This window comes from Kocuria atrinae C3-8, assembly GCF_000286355.1.
GTDB lineage: Bacteria > Actinomycetota > Actinomycetes > Actinomycetales > Micrococcaceae > Kocuria > Kocuria atrinae_A.
Genome location: NZ_AJXN01000026.1, coordinates 1 through 16,390, shown reverse-complemented (window position 1 = coordinate 16,390; position 16,390 = coordinate 1). Strand labels below are relative to the sequence as shown.

Annotated in this window: 19 protein-coding genes and 1 pseudogene; 18 read left to right on the top strand and 2 right to left on the bottom strand. The window is 57.7% G+C overall.

Translation table 11 applies throughout. The features are described 5' to 3' along the window. Positions 1–153 precede the first annotated feature (153 nt). The gene (locus YO9_RS0103565; RefSeq protein ID WP_031272606.1) at positions 154–525 is read left to right on the top strand and encodes a VOC family protein; all 372 of its coding nucleotides are present in this window, start codon (positions 154–156) and stop codon (positions 523–525) included. Here the strand turns inward: YO9_RS0103565 and YO9_RS21330 are convergent. After that, entirely contained in the window at positions 515–988 is a 474-nt protein-coding gene (locus tag YO9_RS21330; protein ID WP_396350720.1) for a LysR substrate-binding domain-containing protein, read from the bottom strand. The two genes, YO9_RS0103565 and YO9_RS21330, sit on opposite strands and share 11 nt — an antisense overlap. Continuing rightward, a complete protein-coding gene (locus YO9_RS19615) occupies positions 919–1,461 on the bottom strand; it encodes a LysR family transcriptional regulator (RefSeq protein WP_262925560.1) in 543 nt (180 codons plus the stop codon). Before YO9_RS19615 ends, YO9_RS21330 begins: the two co-directional genes overlap by 70 nt. A 62-nt stretch (positions 1,462–1,523) precedes the next feature. Here YO9_RS19615 and YO9_RS0103560 point away from each other — a divergent pair, with 62 nt between their 5' ends. The 17 genes and pseudogenes from YO9_RS0103560 (at position 1,524) to YO9_RS21310 (ending at position 15,816) form a co-directional block, all read left to right on the top strand. Beyond that, the gene (locus YO9_RS0103560; RefSeq protein ID WP_016996267.1) at positions 1,524–2,201 is read left to right on the top strand and encodes a class I SAM-dependent methyltransferase; all 678 of its coding nucleotides are present in this window, start codon (positions 1,524–1,526) and stop codon (positions 2,199–2,201) included. Further along, positions 2,168–3,391, top strand: a complete 1,224-nt coding sequence (locus YO9_RS0103555; RefSeq protein WP_317259734.1) for an MFS transporter — start codon at positions 2,168–2,170, stop codon at positions 3,389–3,391. The genes YO9_RS0103560 and YO9_RS0103555 overlap by 34 nt, the downstream gene beginning before the upstream one ends. 291 nt (positions 3,392–3,682) lie before the next feature. Beyond that, the gene (locus YO9_RS0103550; protein WP_223286046.1) at positions 3,683–4,477 is read left to right on the top strand and encodes an SDR family NAD(P)-dependent oxidoreductase; all 795 of its coding nucleotides are present in this window, start codon (positions 3,683–3,685) and stop codon (positions 4,475–4,477) included. Then, a complete protein-coding gene (locus tag YO9_RS0103545) occupies positions 4,467–5,657 on the top strand; it encodes an acyl-CoA dehydrogenase family protein (RefSeq protein WP_016996264.1) in 1,191 nt (396 codons plus the stop codon). Before YO9_RS0103550 ends, YO9_RS0103545 begins: the two co-directional genes overlap by 11 nt. A gap of 45 nt (positions 5,658–5,702) precedes the next feature. Then, positions 5,703–5,882 (top strand): annotated as a pseudogene (locus YO9_RS21325) (PhzA/PhzB family protein); the annotation flags it as partial. Between the two features lie 62 nt (positions 5,883–5,944). Further along, positions 5,945–6,166: a PhzA/PhzB family protein gene (locus YO9_RS20520; RefSeq protein WP_016996263.1), complete on the top strand. Its 222-nt coding sequence runs from the start codon at positions 5,945–5,947 to the stop codon at positions 6,164–6,166. Positions 6,167–6,169: 3 nt separating this feature from the next. Beyond that, positions 6,170–6,796: an isochorismatase family protein gene (locus YO9_RS0103535; RefSeq protein WP_016996262.1), complete on the top strand. Its 627-nt coding sequence runs from the start codon at positions 6,170–6,172 to the stop codon at positions 6,794–6,796. Beyond that, positions 6,793–8,376 (top strand): chorismate-binding protein, encoded by a 1,584-nt coding sequence (locus YO9_RS0103530; RefSeq protein WP_031272604.1) that lies wholly within the window; start codon positions 6,793–6,795, stop codon positions 8,374–8,376. Before YO9_RS0103535 ends, YO9_RS0103530 begins: the two co-directional genes overlap by 4 nt. After that, on the top strand, positions 8,325–8,663 hold the full coding sequence (locus YO9_RS21320) for a glutamine amidotransferase-related protein (RefSeq protein WP_396350719.1): 339 nt from the start codon (positions 8,325–8,327) through the stop codon (positions 8,661–8,663). The genes YO9_RS0103530 and YO9_RS21320 overlap by 52 nt, the downstream gene beginning before the upstream one ends. A gap of 255 nt (positions 8,664–8,918) precedes the next feature. Further along, the gene (locus tag YO9_RS0103515; protein ID WP_016996259.1) at positions 8,919–9,767 is read left to right on the top strand and encodes a PhzF family phenazine biosynthesis protein; all 849 of its coding nucleotides are present in this window, start codon (positions 8,919–8,921) and stop codon (positions 9,765–9,767) included. Beyond that, entirely contained in the window at positions 9,764–10,411 is a 648-nt protein-coding gene (locus YO9_RS0103510; protein ID WP_223286045.1) for a pyridoxamine 5'-phosphate oxidase family protein, read from the top strand. Before YO9_RS0103515 ends, YO9_RS0103510 begins: the two co-directional genes overlap by 4 nt. Beyond that, positions 10,402–11,886: an AMP-binding protein gene (locus YO9_RS0103505; protein WP_016996257.1), complete on the top strand. Its 1,485-nt coding sequence runs from the start codon at positions 10,402–10,404 to the stop codon at positions 11,884–11,886. Before YO9_RS0103510 ends, YO9_RS0103505 begins: the two co-directional genes overlap by 10 nt. Continuing rightward, a complete protein-coding gene (locus tag YO9_RS21315; RefSeq protein WP_016996256.1) occupies positions 11,876–12,121 on the top strand; it encodes an acyl carrier protein in 246 nt (81 codons plus the stop codon). Before YO9_RS0103505 ends, YO9_RS21315 begins: the two co-directional genes overlap by 11 nt. Continuing rightward, complete coding sequence (locus YO9_RS0103495) at positions 12,118–13,158, top strand: 3-oxoacyl-[acyl-carrier-protein] synthase III C-terminal domain-containing protein (protein ID WP_016996255.1); 1,041 nt, start codon at positions 12,118–12,120, stop codon at positions 13,156–13,158. Before YO9_RS21315 ends, YO9_RS0103495 begins: the two co-directional genes overlap by 4 nt. Then, the gene (locus YO9_RS0103490) at positions 13,155–14,186 is read left to right on the top strand and encodes an acyl-CoA synthetase family protein (RefSeq protein WP_016996254.1); all 1,032 of its coding nucleotides are present in this window, start codon (positions 13,155–13,157) and stop codon (positions 14,184–14,186) included. Before YO9_RS0103495 ends, YO9_RS0103490 begins: the two co-directional genes overlap by 4 nt. A 648-nt stretch (positions 14,187–14,834) precedes the next feature. Next, positions 14,835–15,563 carry a hypothetical protein gene (locus tag YO9_RS0103485; RefSeq protein ID WP_016996253.1) on the top strand — a complete coding sequence of 243 codons (729 nt, stop codon included), beginning with the start codon at positions 14,835–14,837 and terminating at the stop codon, positions 15,561–15,563. 64 nt (positions 15,564–15,627) lie between these two features. Then, positions 15,628–15,816 (top strand): S-adenosylmethionine synthetase N-terminal domain-containing protein, encoded by a 189-nt coding sequence (locus YO9_RS21310; RefSeq protein ID WP_223286044.1) that lies wholly within the window; start codon positions 15,628–15,630, stop codon positions 15,814–15,816. The last annotated feature ends 574 nt before the right edge of the window (positions 15,817–16,390 follow it).

The following is a 16,390-nucleotide window of genomic DNA, read 5'->3' as shown; positions in this document are numbered from 1 at the left end:
CCCTGGTGAAAAACCTCAATGGTTCGGATGGCCCCCATCTGTCATACGCCCTGACTATAACATTATCAATAAATAAAATAAATGGAACCGTTGACATAACTCGAAGAACGGCTTAGGTTTTAGATACACGAGAGGCAGAGGATGATGAAAGCTATGAGCCTGGTAACAAAGCCCAACCTTCAGCTAATTTACGTATCTGATATTGACCGCTCCACGGCATTTTATACGATGCTCTTCGGAGCCAATCCGGTATTCGAGAGTCCTCGTTACGTCGCTTTCGCCGCCGAAGGCGAAGATCTGTTCGCAATCTGGACAGGTGGAAATAAGCCTGACGTCAGCGCACCACGCTTTTCAGAGGTCGGCATTATGTTGCCATCCAACGACGATGTTGACCGTCTTTTCTGTAAATGGAAGGACAACTCCGAAATCAAGATCATGCAAGAGCCGTATGATGAGGTCTTCGGTCGTACATTCTTGGTCGAGGACCCAGATGGCCACATCATCCGGGTTTGTCCTATCGACTGAATCTCTCGTTTTTCAAACGCTTTACAGAAGTGCAAGAAAATTGTTTCGCAATCTTTTCTGAAGATACCAGAGATATAAAATCATCGCAACTGTTTAAGTAACGCTTTTGACTGTTCCAAACAACGGACATAAAACTTTTGATGCTTCTTTCCGCAATGGTCACATATGAATTCTGCGACGAGCTTGGAATCATGCACGGCGTGAGAGCTGCGACTCCCTCTCCGGCATCGGCTAGTTGTATGGCCCTGAGGGGTGAACTGCATACGATCGCTGGATCTACGCAATGATTTTTTGATAATATTCCGCTCTCTCTGATGGCGGATTCCAAGGCCCCGCGGCTTCCCGAACCCTCCGCTAGGGTAATCAAGGGAAAACGTAAAAGATCTTCGATTTTCAATGACTCTGAGATGCCGGTGAAATAGTCGCTGTTGAAATATACGCACAAGGGATCCTCATGAACCACGAGGTGCTCCAGGGGTGCTTCCAGCGGCCTGTGTGGCCGGCGATACCCAAGTCAATGGACTCGTTCAGAACGGAGTTGATGATCTCTCTCGAACCCCCTTCAAGCAAATGGAACTTGATACCCGGATTGGCCTGCTGAAATAATCCCATTGCGGACGTCAGCCAGGAAAGTTCGCATCCCTGGGTAGTCCAGAGGCTGATGGTCCTGCTCGGCGCGCCGACTGCATCAGCGATCGAATGTATTTCATCGCGGGTCCTGAGTAACTCCCGCACAAGGGGATGGATCAATGATCCGAACTCCGACAGCTCTACACCCAATCGAGATCGGGTGAATAGTTCATGCCCTAGTTCCAATTCGAGTTTTTTTATCTGATTGCTGACGGATGGCTGGCTTAAATGAAGCGTCCGTGATGCTGCGGAGAACGAGCCCGTGGACACGATGGAAGCGAATGATTCGAGCTGGCAAATTTCCAATATGACTCCTTAAATTTGTAACGCTGATATTATATATCACACGTAGACGTCCAGGTGGGAAGATGACCGAATATGACCGTGCAAACTTTACCGGCGTTTATGAAGGGCAGTCTCTTGTGGAGAGCGTGAGTATTACAGAAGTTCCCTGGGAAATCGGCCAACCGCAACCTGTGGTCGGTGCTGTACTCAAGGACTTGAGGCCCGGCAGACTCCTGGACGTTGGCTGTGGTCTTGGGCGAAACGCCAAGCTTGCTTCTGACTATGGTCATGATGTGGTCGCGATTGACATATCGGCGACCGCGATTAATAAATGTCTGGACCTGTATAGCAATTCAGGAATTCAATTTTATAATCTGGATGCTTGCAACACGGGGCTTGCCATGAAGTTTGACGTCATCCTGGATTCAGCCACTTACCACGCTATTCCAAAGCATAAGCGTATAAAGTATTTACGAGAGATGTCCCGCCTGGCTTTTGAAGAAACAACTTTGCATCTAATTACTTTCGCAGCCTCCGACCATGGCATGCCGAAGCCACTTGCAAGCGAACTTTCCGATATCGCAGAAACCGTTGAGTCAGGTGGGTGGCAAATCGAATTGGCGGAAAGGGTGGAATACAAAGGAAATGCTGCGGCCATCGAGGAGTTCCGAAAGAAAAAGGGTCTGAATATTAGGCTTGATGGGAACGGAAGGACTAGGTTGCCCGCATGGCATCTTTCGCTTCGACTGTCCCAGTCCTGACAGAACGAAAGGGGCGTTCCGCAATGTCGCGAAGACACATCTCCTTTTTTGCATTGTGCCTTGGGTTTTTTATTATTATGATGGACACGACCACCATCCCTTTGGTCTATACGAGGCTCATGGAAGTATTCGACACTGGTCCGGGAAATGTCGCCTGGGTCAACAACAGCTTCCTGATAACCTATGCGGCGTTTCTGCTTCTGGGTGGACGACTCGGGGATGCCCTGGACCGGAAAAGGGTCGTGGCCGTCGCACTGCTGACCGTTGTAGCGGGTGCTGCTGTCAGCGGCGCCGCCTCGACCTTGGAGGTCATGGTCGCCGGTCGTGCGTTGATGGGAGTTGGCGCCGGACTGCTTGCACCTCAGAGCATGGCCTATATATCTATCCTCTTCCCTGATGATGGGCGGGGCAGGGCGCTCGGTATATGGGGTGCCGTTGCTGGGCTCGCTACTGCCACCGGGCCTGTGGTTTCTCAGGTGTTCCTGGCTATGCAGGCTTGGCGCTGGGTCATGTGGATAAATATCCCCATCGCCGTAGTCGCGCTATTCATCGTTGTGGTGTGTCTGCCGAAGGACTGCGGAGACGGCCTCAGGGTCCGTGATTCCCTCGTTACCGGTGTTTATGGGCTGGGCATCGCTTGCGTAATTGTGGGACTGCAACTTTTTGGGGGATCGCTTTGGTCCCCCGTCCTGGGGTCCTCCCTTATCGTGCTCGGTGTTGGAGCGACGGGTCTACTGATTAAGGATGAGTTGAAAAGCAACCGCGGACACATTCTGCCGGCCACTGTATGGCGGGACGCCACATTCTTGAGAACATGCCTCGTCTCCGGCCTCTTGGGATTCAGCCTGACGGCGTTCTACCTTCCCTTGGCGTTCCTCCTGGACGTCCGAATGGATTACGGAGCCATCATAACCACCGTAGTCATGGTCACGATCGCCGTGTCCAACGCGATTGTCGGACCTCTCGCCGGCCATATGTCGGATCGAAAACAGCCGGAGAAGATCGTGAGGTTGGGTTTGATTCTTTTTAGCGTCGCAAGCATGCTCATCGGGGTCATTGGACTGATCGGGGCCAACGGACGGGCGACCGTTGTGGCGCTGTGCGCCGCCATGGCTGTGGCCGGTGTTGGAACGGGGTTAGCCTTCGCCCCGCTGGCCAACCTCGCACTGGTCGGGTCCATATATCGGTAGTCGGCCGAGCGGCTGGTTTCTACAACTCAACGCGGCAGGTGCTGAGCGCTGTGGGCGGCGTGACGATCGCGCTGCTATTTGATGGCATTGTGCGCTCCCGGCTCGGGAACGACATGGAAGCAGGGGCAATGAGCCTCCCCTCATCCTCGGAGGCAACGGCGGTCGGATGTATGGCCTGCTTGCTGGTGATTGCGCTTTGCCTGGCTGTGGCTGCAGCCCTATCTAGGAGCGATAGCGTCCGCCATTCGATCAGCCTCAGAATTACCAGCTCTCCACCGAAGGTTCGAAGACATGAATATTTGGGTTGTCAGCGGTTGTTCCAGCGGTTTGGGGCGGTGCTGGACTGAGTCCATTATCGAGGAGCGCGGCGAGAAGGTAATTGGGATCACGCGTTCGCAGAAAGCAGCCAACAAAATGGCGAGGGTACACGGTGACCTCTTTATACCGCTTATTGCCGATGTCCGTGACTCCGAGCTCCTGCGGACAAAACTGACTGAGGTGGGGGATCTCGTCGGGGCGCCGAACCGTATCGTAACGGCCGCGGGATTCGCCCAGTTCGGAACGCTGGAGGATCTGTCTAATGAACAGATCAGAGCTCAATTCGCCACTAACGTTGAGGGAACGTTAAATGTAATTCGTCCGCTCCTCCCCATGATGCGGGAGCGTGGATCTGCGCGGATCCTCGTGGTTTCGAGTATGAGCGGTACGGCCTGCTGGCCCCTGCTGGGGGCCTATCAGATTAGCAAGTACGCTGTGGAAGCGCTCTCGGACACGTTACGTCAGGAGTTGCGCGGATCGGGGATTGAGATCGGTTGCATTGAACCGGGCCCACATAAGACCGGGTGGGCAACCACATACGCCCGTCGAACTGAGGTTGGCCCCGCGTATGACGCAGAAGACCTCATCGCGCGGTCTTCGTGCGGCTTCACCATCGAGGACCCGGTAGCCAGCCTCCCGTTCTTTTGGAAGATGTTCGACGCCCCCGTGATGCCTCGGAGGATCGCGACTTCGCCGGAGTTTGTTGAGTTAGCTGCGCAGAAAGCCCAGGACATGGTGCGGGATTGGAGCGAGAGCTTTGCCTATTGAAGCAATTCGTAAAGAACAGCGAATTATAGAGGCGGACATCGGCGGAATCGTCGGCAGATTCTCCGGGGACGACCGGGAGAAGTTTTCAGGTGGGCTTCTCGCCGCGCTCCAGACGTCAGATGTGGTCAAAATCCTTGACGAAAACCAGGCGTTCGGACCCGGAACGCTCCGGGATGTGCTCCAGGTGTGCTTTCGGCTGGGGAAGACGGATGCATCGCTCGCATGGGTTGTCGGTGTGTCGAACTCGGCTTGGTCCATGCGGGGCAACTTCACGTCGCTAGGGGCCTCTGACGCCTTGATGGAGGACAATCGTATCCTGGCCATGGTGCTGGGCCGCCCGGGATCGCTGAAGCGGGATGACGCATCCGGGGACTGGCTGGTGAACGGTGAATGGAAATTTGCCTCAGCTTCGCAGTACGCCAGCATTTTCTTCTGTCTCGCGGCGGTCGACGGTGCTGAAGAGCCTGACCTCCGGGTGGTCGCTATCCCAGCGGATGAACTTGAGATCACCGCCGACTGGCAGGCGGTCGGACTCCGGGGTACGCAGAGTGTCACGGTAAGTGCGCAGGACATCAGGATCTCCGACTGCCACACAGAGAACTATGCTCGGATTTTAGCTGGAGAGAGCCGCCTTCCCCGCGGGAACACCGGTGCCAAGGCAGCGGTTTCGTACTCCCACCTGTTCACTGGCGTGCTCATGAATTGCCTGGTCGGCGCAGTTCTCGGGGCAACGGAAGCTGGGCTTGAGTACGTCACCGCCGTAGCCGATGAATACCCGATTGCCGGCAGCACCTACTCGTCGATGAGCTCATCAGGTGCAGTCAGGGCCGAGATTGGGCGACTACGTGGAGCCTTGGACCTATATAAGCGCGCAGCTGAGTACAACGCCGACATCATCGATGAGGCGGCCGGTCGCCCGACCGTCACTCTGACTGTCCAGGACCGGCTAGACATCCGTGAGCGGGCCACACAGGTGATGCGTGGCTGTGTTGACATCGTGCAGGACCTGCTGTGGATATTCGGCTCCTCGGGCCTGAACCAAGGGCATCCTCTTGAGAGAATCTGGCGCGATGTAAACGTGGGCGCTCGGCACGGTGGGTTCTCAAAGTTCGTTCCGGAGGAAGCAGTCGGTCTGGCGCTCGTGGGGCGTGACCCGGGAAGCCTCACGCAGATGTTCTGATAACAACTCGGAGCGACTGACTACGATCGAAAGAAACTGAGCGACATGATGAACAAAACTAAACGCCGAGACCGCAACGTCGACGTTGTTAAGCAGTACCTATCGTGCCGGGGAGAGGCAAGGCTGGAGAGGCCCTACCTTTTCGCCGAAAATGGGAGCGCTGGTTTATACACAACCGAGTCGGGGACCCCTGTTGTGACGACGGGCCGTTTGAAGCTGCTAAAGCACGCGCGCTGGTCGCTTGAGGCTTTCCCGGATTGGGAATGGTACAACATCAGGATTCTGCCATGGTGGACCCAGATGAGGTATGGGCGGAGTGCGACGGACGAGGCATTATTAACTATCCGCGTTATGCTCGGGGGCACTACCAGAACCACTTTATCCACACATTCAGATTCGCCGACGGGTTGATTGTTGAACAGCGGGAGTTCATGAACCCCTTCAATCAGTTGAAGGCACTCGGGATCGAGGTCCCGAAGATCGACCGTGGCGACATCCCTAAGGACTGATTAATGGAAATATTGACGACTGCCTATGACCTAAACGAGGTTCGGATACCACCAGTGAGCACCGCGTTATGGCGTATGGAGACGGATCGATGCCTTGTCCTTATGCACGACTTCCAAGAGTACTTCGTAAATAAGCTCCCAGAGCAGACTCGAGAAGCGCTGATCGTCGGCGCGGGACGGGTGCAGGACTGGGCACGCGCGAACTCCGTCCCTTGCGCCTACACAGGCCAGGTGGGTGTCGGCGCAGGCACGGAACGCGGCATTATCGGCGATCTTTGGGGGGCAGGGATGGGCCGAGACGCCAAAGACACGGGTTTCGTCGAGGAGCTGCGGCCCCAAAAAAATGACCTTGTTATCCCAAAGTGGCGGTACTCGGCGTTCAGCGGAAACAACCTTCCGCTCATCCTGAGTAGGCTCCGCCGAGACCAAGTCGTGATCTGTGGAATTTATGCCTCGGTGGGGATCAAGGCGACAGCCTTTGACTGCGTGAACCGGGACTATCAGTCATTCGTCGTTGCCGATGCGGTGGCGGATTTCGACCGTGGGTCCCATGAGCGGTCGCTTGAGGAGATGGCAGCTTATACCTCCCGCGTCATTGGAGCGAATGACCTGTTGAAGGTGGTGACATGACGGAGCAACGGACGAATCTCACGGATACCTGTGTCGCCTTGATGGAACGCGGGGCACCGTTCCTGGCAGTTCGAAAGGTAGGGGACGCCGAGCTGGTGAGTGTGCACTCGGGCGCCGACGAGTCCGTAGTGGCTCTCAGGACCGCGGAGGAGCTACGTGACCTATGCGAGGCGGCGGATCAGGACGTGTGCTTCGTGATCCCGTACAACGCGGTTCGGGAGCGCGGTCTTGATTGCATCGATGACGAAACGCGGATCCTGGCGTTTCGGTCAGACCAGCAGCGCTGCGGCTCCCTGGCAGAGATTAGGACTCTGCGCACGGAGGGCGCAACGTGTCAGATCGAGGACGTGGGTACCGACACCGACTACATGAAAACTGTGGAACGTGCGAAGAAAGAGCTGATTGAGTCCGGTGAAGGCTGTAACTTTGTGTTCCGTCGTGATGTAGCCGTTCAATATAATGGATCTGACGTCGGGTTTTATGCGTGGAACGTCTTCACAACGCTGCTTGGCTCCGAAGCAGGGGCGTACTGGACTTACCTATGGTTCTCTGCTGACCAGATCATCGTGGGCGCTAGCCCCGAGACGCACATGCGCATTGACGGCAGGACTGCGGAGATGACCCCCATCTCGGGAACATTCCGATGGGCGGACGCCGATGCGGATGGCCTGCGACGATTCCTTTCCGACGAGAAGGAAATCCATGAACTAAACATGGTGGTCGACGAAGAACTGAAGATTATGACGCGGGTCTGTTCCCAAAGCGTGCGCATTAAGGGGCCCTGGATTACGACGACGAGCTCGGTGCTGCATACGGGTTACACCATTGAGGGGCAGCTTGACACCCACCCGATCCGCGCTATCAGCGAGTCACTCATCGCACCAACAATCGTTGGCAGCCCCATAGCGAGTGCCTGCAAGCACATCGCCGCCACCGAACTTACTGGACGCGGGTACTACGGAGGTGTGGTGGGCACCCTCAGTAAATTGGGCACGGACGGTTGGTTGGTCGACACCGCTATCATCATTCGCTCAATCGAGCTGGATAATTCGGGCCGGGGTAAGTGTGCTGCCGGAGCCACTATCGTTGCCCAATCGAATCCCGCATCGGAGCTGCGGGAGGTCAAGGCCAAGGTACTGCCTCTAGTGAACGCGTTGCACGCAGGCTCCGATCAGCAGAGGTCGAGGATCATCGTGCCGGAGCTCCGTTCAACAGCTCGTCTCAATCGCGGTGGCGACTTGCACGCCGAACTTATGGCACGGAACGAGCTGCTTTCGCCCTTCTGGTTTGGAAACGCCAGCACCTCCAGAGCTGAAATTCAGTCCGGTCACGGATTGAAAACCCTCCTGGTCGATATGGGGGACGACTTCGTATACATGTTGAAGTACGTGCTGACAGCATTCGTGATGGAGTGCGAGGTGGTCCACTGGGACAGTGACGTGGACGTCAGTCAATTCGACCTCGTTGGGTTCGGCCCGGGCCCGGCGACCCTCGCGTCCTGGACGCGCGGTCCGCGTCTCTGTGCAGTTTGTACGACAAGGTCGTACAGGCAAGTGTGCGGTGGTTCGCGGTGTGCCTAAGTCACCAGTTGATTGCCCAGAAACACGGTTACGAGCTACGCCATAAGGGCCGCTGCGGTGTGACGCAAGGGACTGCCAGATCATGCAGGGTGGGGGAACAAGATTATCGGATTGGCTTTTACAACAGCTACGAAGTGGTGTCGTCGACCGACGGCCAAGTCCACGATCTCATCACCTACAGCAAGGGGTTTTCGTGCCAGTGGCACCCGGAGTCGATACTCAGCCGTGATGGGATCGGGCTTTTCTACGGTCTGTTTCGGGAACTTTTGGTGAGCTATGAGGGCTGATCTCGCTGTCTGGAGAATGACAGAGGAGCAAATAAGGGTGTCAAACGCCGAGGTTCGGGGGAGCCTGAATTTATGGCGGCGCGTGGACGGGCTCGTTGTCAAGTATTGGATCTCCAACCCGGAGCTCGGACTCTGGGGTGCTGTGTCGGTTTGGGAGGACTGTGCCGGTCCCCCAACCGACATGACCAATGTGGGACTCGCTGTGACAGGGCGGCACCCGTGCATTAAGACGACGTGGAATGTGGAGATCGCACTGTGATCCAGGATGAGCGAAAGAACTACCCGTTTGACTTAGTCAGCGTCTTCAGCGATGTCCCATACAAAGGCAATCCCGTGTACGTGGTCCACCTAAACAGCGCGATTGGGGATGGGCTCAAGGCCGAACTCGCACGGCATCTCCGCCTGTCGGAAGTTACGTTCATCGAGAACGTGGCCGACGCATCCGGGGAGTTGCGGGAATACCGGGTCGACGTCTACAACCCCCAGGGCCGCATGGAGTTCGCCGGGCATCCCCTCCTCGGGACGGCAGCGTCGATTGGGCGTAGGTATGGCGTCTCGCGGGGTGTGATGAATACGGGAACGCGACTGGTCCCCTTTGAGTACTGGCCCCAGCAAAGCGGACTATGCCGGATCGAAGTACCACCCTTCCGAAGGCGGTCCTACATGCGATCCGCGGACCTGGCTGACGTCGTTGACGCCCCGATGCAATCCAGATGTTTTCCGATCTACGACGTCGGACCGAGACACGTCCTCGTCGAGCTAGCGAATAAGGACGCGGTCGAACACGTCTCTGTGGACTATGAAGCTCTCCGATCGTTCAAAGACATTGCGCTCCACTGCTTCGCATGGGACGGGGACGGTGTTGAGAACAGGATGTTCAGCCCGGCGTACGGCGTATACGAGGACGCGGGGACGGGATCCGTGGTAGCGCCCTTCCTGCATGAAGCCCGTCTGTACCAACCTGACAGGACGTCATTGTTGATCCGCCAGGGGACGTTCATCGGTAGCGAGTGCCGGATGCGTGCCACGTGGCAGGTGGACGAGGAAAAGTATTTGATTGAGGGTCAAACCGTGAAATGCGGGGAAGGGTGGTTGTGCCTGTGAACCACCGGAGCAATGGGGAAGCCATCGATTTCGAGCACGATGTGCCGGTACTCAGCGTCGGCGGCTGTCCGGACGACCCCTGGGAGGTAGTGGAGCGGTGGATGTGTGACAACGTCTCACACGGCGTTCGATGGTCGAATGTGGGCACGCTCGTCACCTCCGACACGGGTGGTGTTCCCTCGGCTCGGAGCATGAGTTTCGCGTTTCAGAGGCATCGAGTCATCTTCGACACCCACCTCGGAAGTCGGAAGGCTAATGACATTCAGGAGAACGCTGCGGTATGTGTGCATTTTTACTGGCCGGAAATGCGACGCCAACTGAAGATTACTGGCCGTGCAGAGTTGTTGCCCGTTGAAGAAGCGGAGGATTCATGGCGGAAACGGCCGGCCAGCATGGACCTCGTGACCGTCAGATCCGTGCAGAGCACGGTCGCCGACTCGACCGATATCGAAGCCGTGCGGTGTGAGATCTTGTCCTCCCAGGGCCCTAGAAAACTGGACCGCCCAGATAGATACAGACGGTTCGCGATTGATCCGACTGTCGTCGAGACCTGGGAGGGAGACAGCGACCGTCTGCACGTCAGGTGGAAGTACAGCAGATCAGGGGGTGACTGGCAATGGAAACGCGTCATGCTATGGCCATGAGGGCCGGCCCCGAGCGGCTGCTCTGGGCTGACGTGCTGGACAAGGCCCTGAAGGAGTGCCCCGAGGCGCCGGCTGTCGTACAAGGACACGACGTCCGATCATATCGCCAGCTCGGCGTAGCTGTGGCCACCGTCGCGGCGCAGCTGCGGGCTTCTGGGGTCGGAGCAGGCCTTCGGCTTGCCATCGACCTGCCTCGATCGGCCGCGCTCTACGAGATGATGCTCGCTTGCCTGCTCGAAGGAGTCTCGTTCATGGCGCTACCCCGGAGCCTCGGACGACTCGAACGGGTCTCCATCGCTCAGAGGTCCGGTTGTGCGGGGATTGTCTCGAACGAGGCACTGCTTCCGGAAGCGGGTCAAGCGATCGACGGTATCGGTCACGTGTGGCGGCTGTCAGGGGACGTCCGGGCGCCTTCTAATGAGGGGCCCTCAGCCCCCGAGATCTATTGCGTCAGGACGTCCGGCACGACCGGTGAGCCGAAGGTCGTTCCAATCAGGAGCGGACAGCTGACGTCGTTCCTCGAAAGCTCGCATATTGCCCTGGGCGTTCCGGAGTGGGCGACGTGGTCGTGGATGCATGACCTGTCCTTCGACTTCTCCGTCTGGGAGACGCTGGGTTGCCTGGTCCATCGGGGTTGCCTGGTCGTCGTGGATGAGGACATTAAGCGGAACCCGGCGGAGACTCTACGACTCCTAGTGGAGGCCGAAGTAAACGTTTTGTCGGTCACCCCTTCGGAGTTCCGCTACATCTTCTCCTACGACGACCGGCGACCAAGCCCTGACGGATGGCGTTTAACAGACGTTATCTTTTGCGGGGAAGAGCTTACGGTCGGGACGCTCCTGCCCGTGTTCGACGAACTGAATCGACGCGGTGTCCGGGTAATTAACACGTACGGGCCCTCTGAGGCTACAGTGTTTTGCTCATTTCATAGGGTTACCGACTCTGATCTAGATGGAGAGGGAATACCTATCGGCAGGGGACTTCCTGGTACAGAATTGGAACTGATGTCCGCCGACGACACCGGGGTAGGAGAATTGGTTCTCCGTGGTCTTCAGGTGTTTGAGGGGTACGACGGTAACGAGCCGCTGGTCGGTGGATATTCTACGGGCGACATGTGTCGAATTGACGACCGGGGGGAGTTTGTTTACGTTGGTCGATCCGGTGGTTACCAAAAGATTAATGGTTTCCGAGTTGAACTGTACGAGATCGAACAGCACCTCCGGTCATTACCTGGCGTCGACGAGGCTGTTGTCTGGGTTGAGAACCTTGAAGAGCAAGGGGACTTTCTTGTGGCGGCAGTCAGGGCTCGACCGGCTGTCGGGTTGTCAACACGGGATCTTCGTCTTGCCTGCTCCGGGCTGCCCCACTACATGAGACCCGCCCGTTATCTCGTGCTCCAGAGCATGGAATGGCCTGTTAACGACCGCGGGAAGACCGATCGAATGCTGCTACGGAGGAAAACACGTGATCAATGATGATGTGGCACACCAGGCCCTGCTGGGTGAGGTGCGTCGGATACTTGACGAACCCGACGTTCGGATGACGGACAACTTCATTGAGTTGGGAGGGAACTCGATCATGGCCGTTCGACTAGTCAAGATCCTAGAGGACGAACATGGGATACAGATCGATGTAACTCAGTTGATGGGCGCCCTCTTGAGAACGTGCCCATCCGAAACATCGGGAATTAAATTGGAGTGTTTGAAATGAAGATTGTTGGGTTTGGTCATGTCCTGCCAGAGCCGAGATTTCTGGTCGACGTGGATCATCCAAAGCCAATGCAGTTGGAAGCAATCCGGCGTGCCGGCTACGAGAAGTACAGGGTAAGCAAAGAAAGCGCCCGCGACATGGGTGCCAAAGCGGTGATTGCGGCTTTAATGGAATCCGGGCACACCCTGGAAAACGTCGGCTTCGTTGTCGCTGGGCAGTCTGATGTTCCCGATTTCATTGGAATCGATCTCGCTTGTCAGGTAAGTGCAGAATTGGGCGGCCTTGAAGTACGAACTGTTAATTTGGTGGAAGGCTGTGGGTCCGGCATTAGCACCTGGTCCAGCGCGAACCGTCTGGTGGAGGATCTTGAAGAAGGGCAGGTTGGTGTAGTCGTGGTCGTCCAGCGCGTGAGCGAGGCGCACCACGACCGGTTCGGTGCCATGAACGGCATCCTGAGCGACGGTGCCGCCGCCGCAGTCGTTACCAGAAACGACGCGCCATCGGCAGACAGTGGGTTCGTGTTCGTGGGCGGCTACGAGATCTCCGATAGTCGGTTCGTCGACATGATGCGGATCGAACGTGGGGGGGGTCAATACCCGGTCCTACTGCCGGGCCATGACAGTCGTGAGGACCAAGGTGGCCGCGAGAGACTCATGGAACTCTACGGGTTCACCGGCGACGAGCTCGCGGAGTTCCTCGAGCTTCGCTCTAACAATGTAGTTCGGGTCGTGGAGTCGGCGATGGACGAGGCCGGGTGGGCCATGGACGACCACGTCATGCTCCTCCACACGCTGGAGGGGCGACAGAGCATTGAGGGCATTGCCGCGCGGTTGGGAGTAGACGTGGGGCGGACCAACGCCGCACTGGTCGCCGAAATCGGCCACGCGGGGTGTGTCGACCCTCTGATGTCCCTCGATCTCATGAAGAAACAGGGTGAGATCCGGCCCGGCGACCGTGTCGTGATGAGCGTGATCTCCACCGGCATGAAGTGGGGATGCTGTCTGTTGGAGTACCGGAAGGGAGCGGATCGGCCGTGATCAAGAACGAACAGCATTTGAGGGAGTGCATCCAGTGGCACACGGACCCCGTCCACGGTTCGGCCTTGTGGACGGGAATTGTCGAGTCCGGCATCACGAGGGACGCGATCCTCGCATGGTTCATGGATGGGGAGAGACCATCGGGGGCTCCGGACCTGAGCTGGGCGTTGCGCACCCTCAGCGCGAAAGACCTGATACCGCGCGGTCTCGACCAGTCCGAGGTCGTTGGTATCTTCGAGTCTGGCGGCACCACCGGCTTGCCCAAGCGCGTCGTCTTGGACAGGAAATGGCAGAGAACCCTCCTAGACTGGTCGTATGAAGGACTAGAGCGTTACGGAATAACTCGCGGGCGAAGCTGGCTCGCAGCGGTTCCCAGCGGCCCCCACATCGTGGGTCACTTCATCGGCCAAGCCGGGCATGAATTCGGCGAATTGCCCTTTTTTATAGATATCGACCCGAGATGGTCCAAGGCGGCAGCAGCAGAACCGCGCCTGGCTCAGGCATACCGCGAACACATCGTGTCACAAATCGGCAATGTCCTCGACACCCAGGAAATTGGCTGCCTTGTCACCACCCCACCCATCCTGAAGGAGCTCATCAAGCGTGACGCATGGGTGGACGCCATCAGGGAGCGGCAGATTGCTGTGCGCTGGGGCGGTACCCCATTAGCGCCAGAGGACTGGAGATTTTACAGGGCTGAGCTCTTCACAGACGTGCCGTTCGTCGGCATGTACGGGAACAGCATCTCCGTCTCATTTGGCTTGGAGACGCAGGGGGACACGGCTGAGCAGGGGCCGTGCTTTGAGTTTTGCGCGGAAGGTGTCTCGGTGGACGTGGTGGGCGACGACGGATCGGCCAGGGCCTCCGGCGACCGCGGCCGGGTGGCGTTCGCGCATTGGAGCCGCGGTTTCCTCTATCCTCCGAGTATCGACCGCGATATAGCTGTGGGCATAGGTCCCAACCGAGTCGCAGAGCCGTCCAGCCTGTTGAGCTTCAACGGGGCGCAGGTCGTCGAAGGAGTGTACTGATGGTCCGCATCAGGCTCTCGCCAATTGTCGCCGGCCGGGCTATCGATGCACCGGTCGAGCTCTCCTGGACTCGCGGTGAGGTAGTTGTCGACCTGGAGTTCCTGGGCGGGGCCCGGCTAGTTCACGAGCTGTCCCGGACAGGTTCATCGGACCGCACTGGGAAGCTTCGATGCATCGGTGATGAGCAACCGATGGAGATGTGGAATAGGGCAGCCGAGGTGTTCGAACGCGGACACCTGGACGGCCTATCACCGGACGCTACATCAATTTCGTCGAAGAGTCCTCGGGGGTGTCCCGGGGAGCGGTCATCGGCGGCGTTCAACGGATCTGCCAGGCCCTTAGGGACATTCCTAGGACGAGTGTTCTGGGGCGTCCGAAAGGGGCTTGTTGGCCCGCCACGAATAGCCTACCGACTGGGCGACGATATGGTGCGGTATGGGCGCGGCGCGGCAATCGTCTGTTCGTGAACTTGCCAGGGAACAATCCTGGGGTAAACGCAATCTGGATCGAAGCCTTGTTGTATGGGTATGACGTCGTGCTGCGGCCAAGTTCCAAGGATCCCTTTACTCCGCTGAGGTTGCTACGAAGTCTTATCGAAGCCGGTGTTGACCAGCAGCGGCTCTCGTACGTGCCTGTCAGAGCGACTGTGTGTCCGATTTCGTGGATTTATGCGACCTCTCGTTGCTCTACGGTAACAGGGAGGTGACGAACCGATATGCCGGACGTGACGACGTCTTGGTTCAAGGACCTGGTCAGTCAAAGGTCCTAGTTGGCGCTGAATGCATTGACGAGGTTTCCGCCAAACTGGTGATGGACTCCTTTATCGGACGCGGCGGCAACGGTTGCTTCAGTGCCTCCGCGGCGTTCGTTGAGAGTCCACACGACGCCTTTGCGGAGATGGTGCGTAACTCCCTCCTCGAGGTATACGAGACGGAGAGCACCATGCGCCCACTTATCGCCGGTGAGTCGTATGCAAAATACTTAGAAGATATCCATCGCCAGGCCAGTGAACGAAACGGACATGTTATACACGAGGGGAGTGACAAATCCAGAAAAGACCTCGTGCGAGGTGGGCCGGTCATCGCGACGATCGATGGACGATGCGGTGTCCCGAAGCGCCTCGAGTACCCATTTCCCTGCGTGTGGATCATTCGGTGTCCCGAGGGTATCGACGTGGAAATGGTGGGTGACGCGCTGGTAGTGAGCGCCATCGGGGTTTCCGACGACCTCGCGGCAGCACTGTTAGAAGCGCCAAATATCTCGAATGTCTATCTGGGGGCAGTGCCCACATGGGAGTCCCATGTGTGTGTTCCGCACGACGGTTTTCTGTCGCAGTTTCTGATGCGCGCGAAGGGTGTGATCGTGTCGGATGGTTGAGGACACGAAGACCACAAGGTCCGAGATGAACTGACACGGCAACCGACTGCGCCTGTTCATCTCCGTGTCCGTAACCGAGGAACACCCGGGCAAAATCTGCGGTCACGTCTCGGCCGGAATACTCGAGGGGCTATCCGAGAAGAACCCATCCTTTTCAGTAACAATCGACACCATGGTCGCCCCGGGACTCGTCCATGCGACGGGCAAGGCGAACTCGTGGAAGTACGTCGAGCGCCCGGGCACCGTCCGATAGACTCTGCTGGGCATTGGCTACGAATCGTCTTTGCAGGGGTTTGGCGAACAATACTGCGGCGTTCCGAGCTCGGTGGGGAGCAGTTTAGAGAATTAGGTCTTCTCGCCGGCCGCCGCACGTAAAAGGTTTTAACACGAGGGCGGCGGCGATATCCCCCGATCCGTGAAAGTGAGAGGGTGACGTGGCGCAAGGAGATCCAGCCTTGGTCCAGCAGGGCGTTGGTTTGTTGCCTGATGACCTGCATGCCGCTGACCAGCACGGTATATGCGAGGTTGTCAAGTTCGGGGTTTCTACCCCTGAAAGGGGTGCGCACCCGGATCTCGGCGCCTGGTAGCCCTTGTCTGCCAGGATCGACAGCCCGGCTGCGGCCGCCAGGTACAGGGTGGGAAGGCAGTGGGCGCGGACGGTGGTGATGCTGTGGGTGGAACCGGGCTCTACCGGCGAGGTTCAGATGAGGAACCCGGTGGAGTCGGCGATGACCTGGATGTTTCCGTCGAAGAGCTTGTGCTTACCCGAGCACCAGGCGTGATTGCTGGCCTCGGTACGTTCGGTCAGTCGGTCGGTGGCCTGGGAC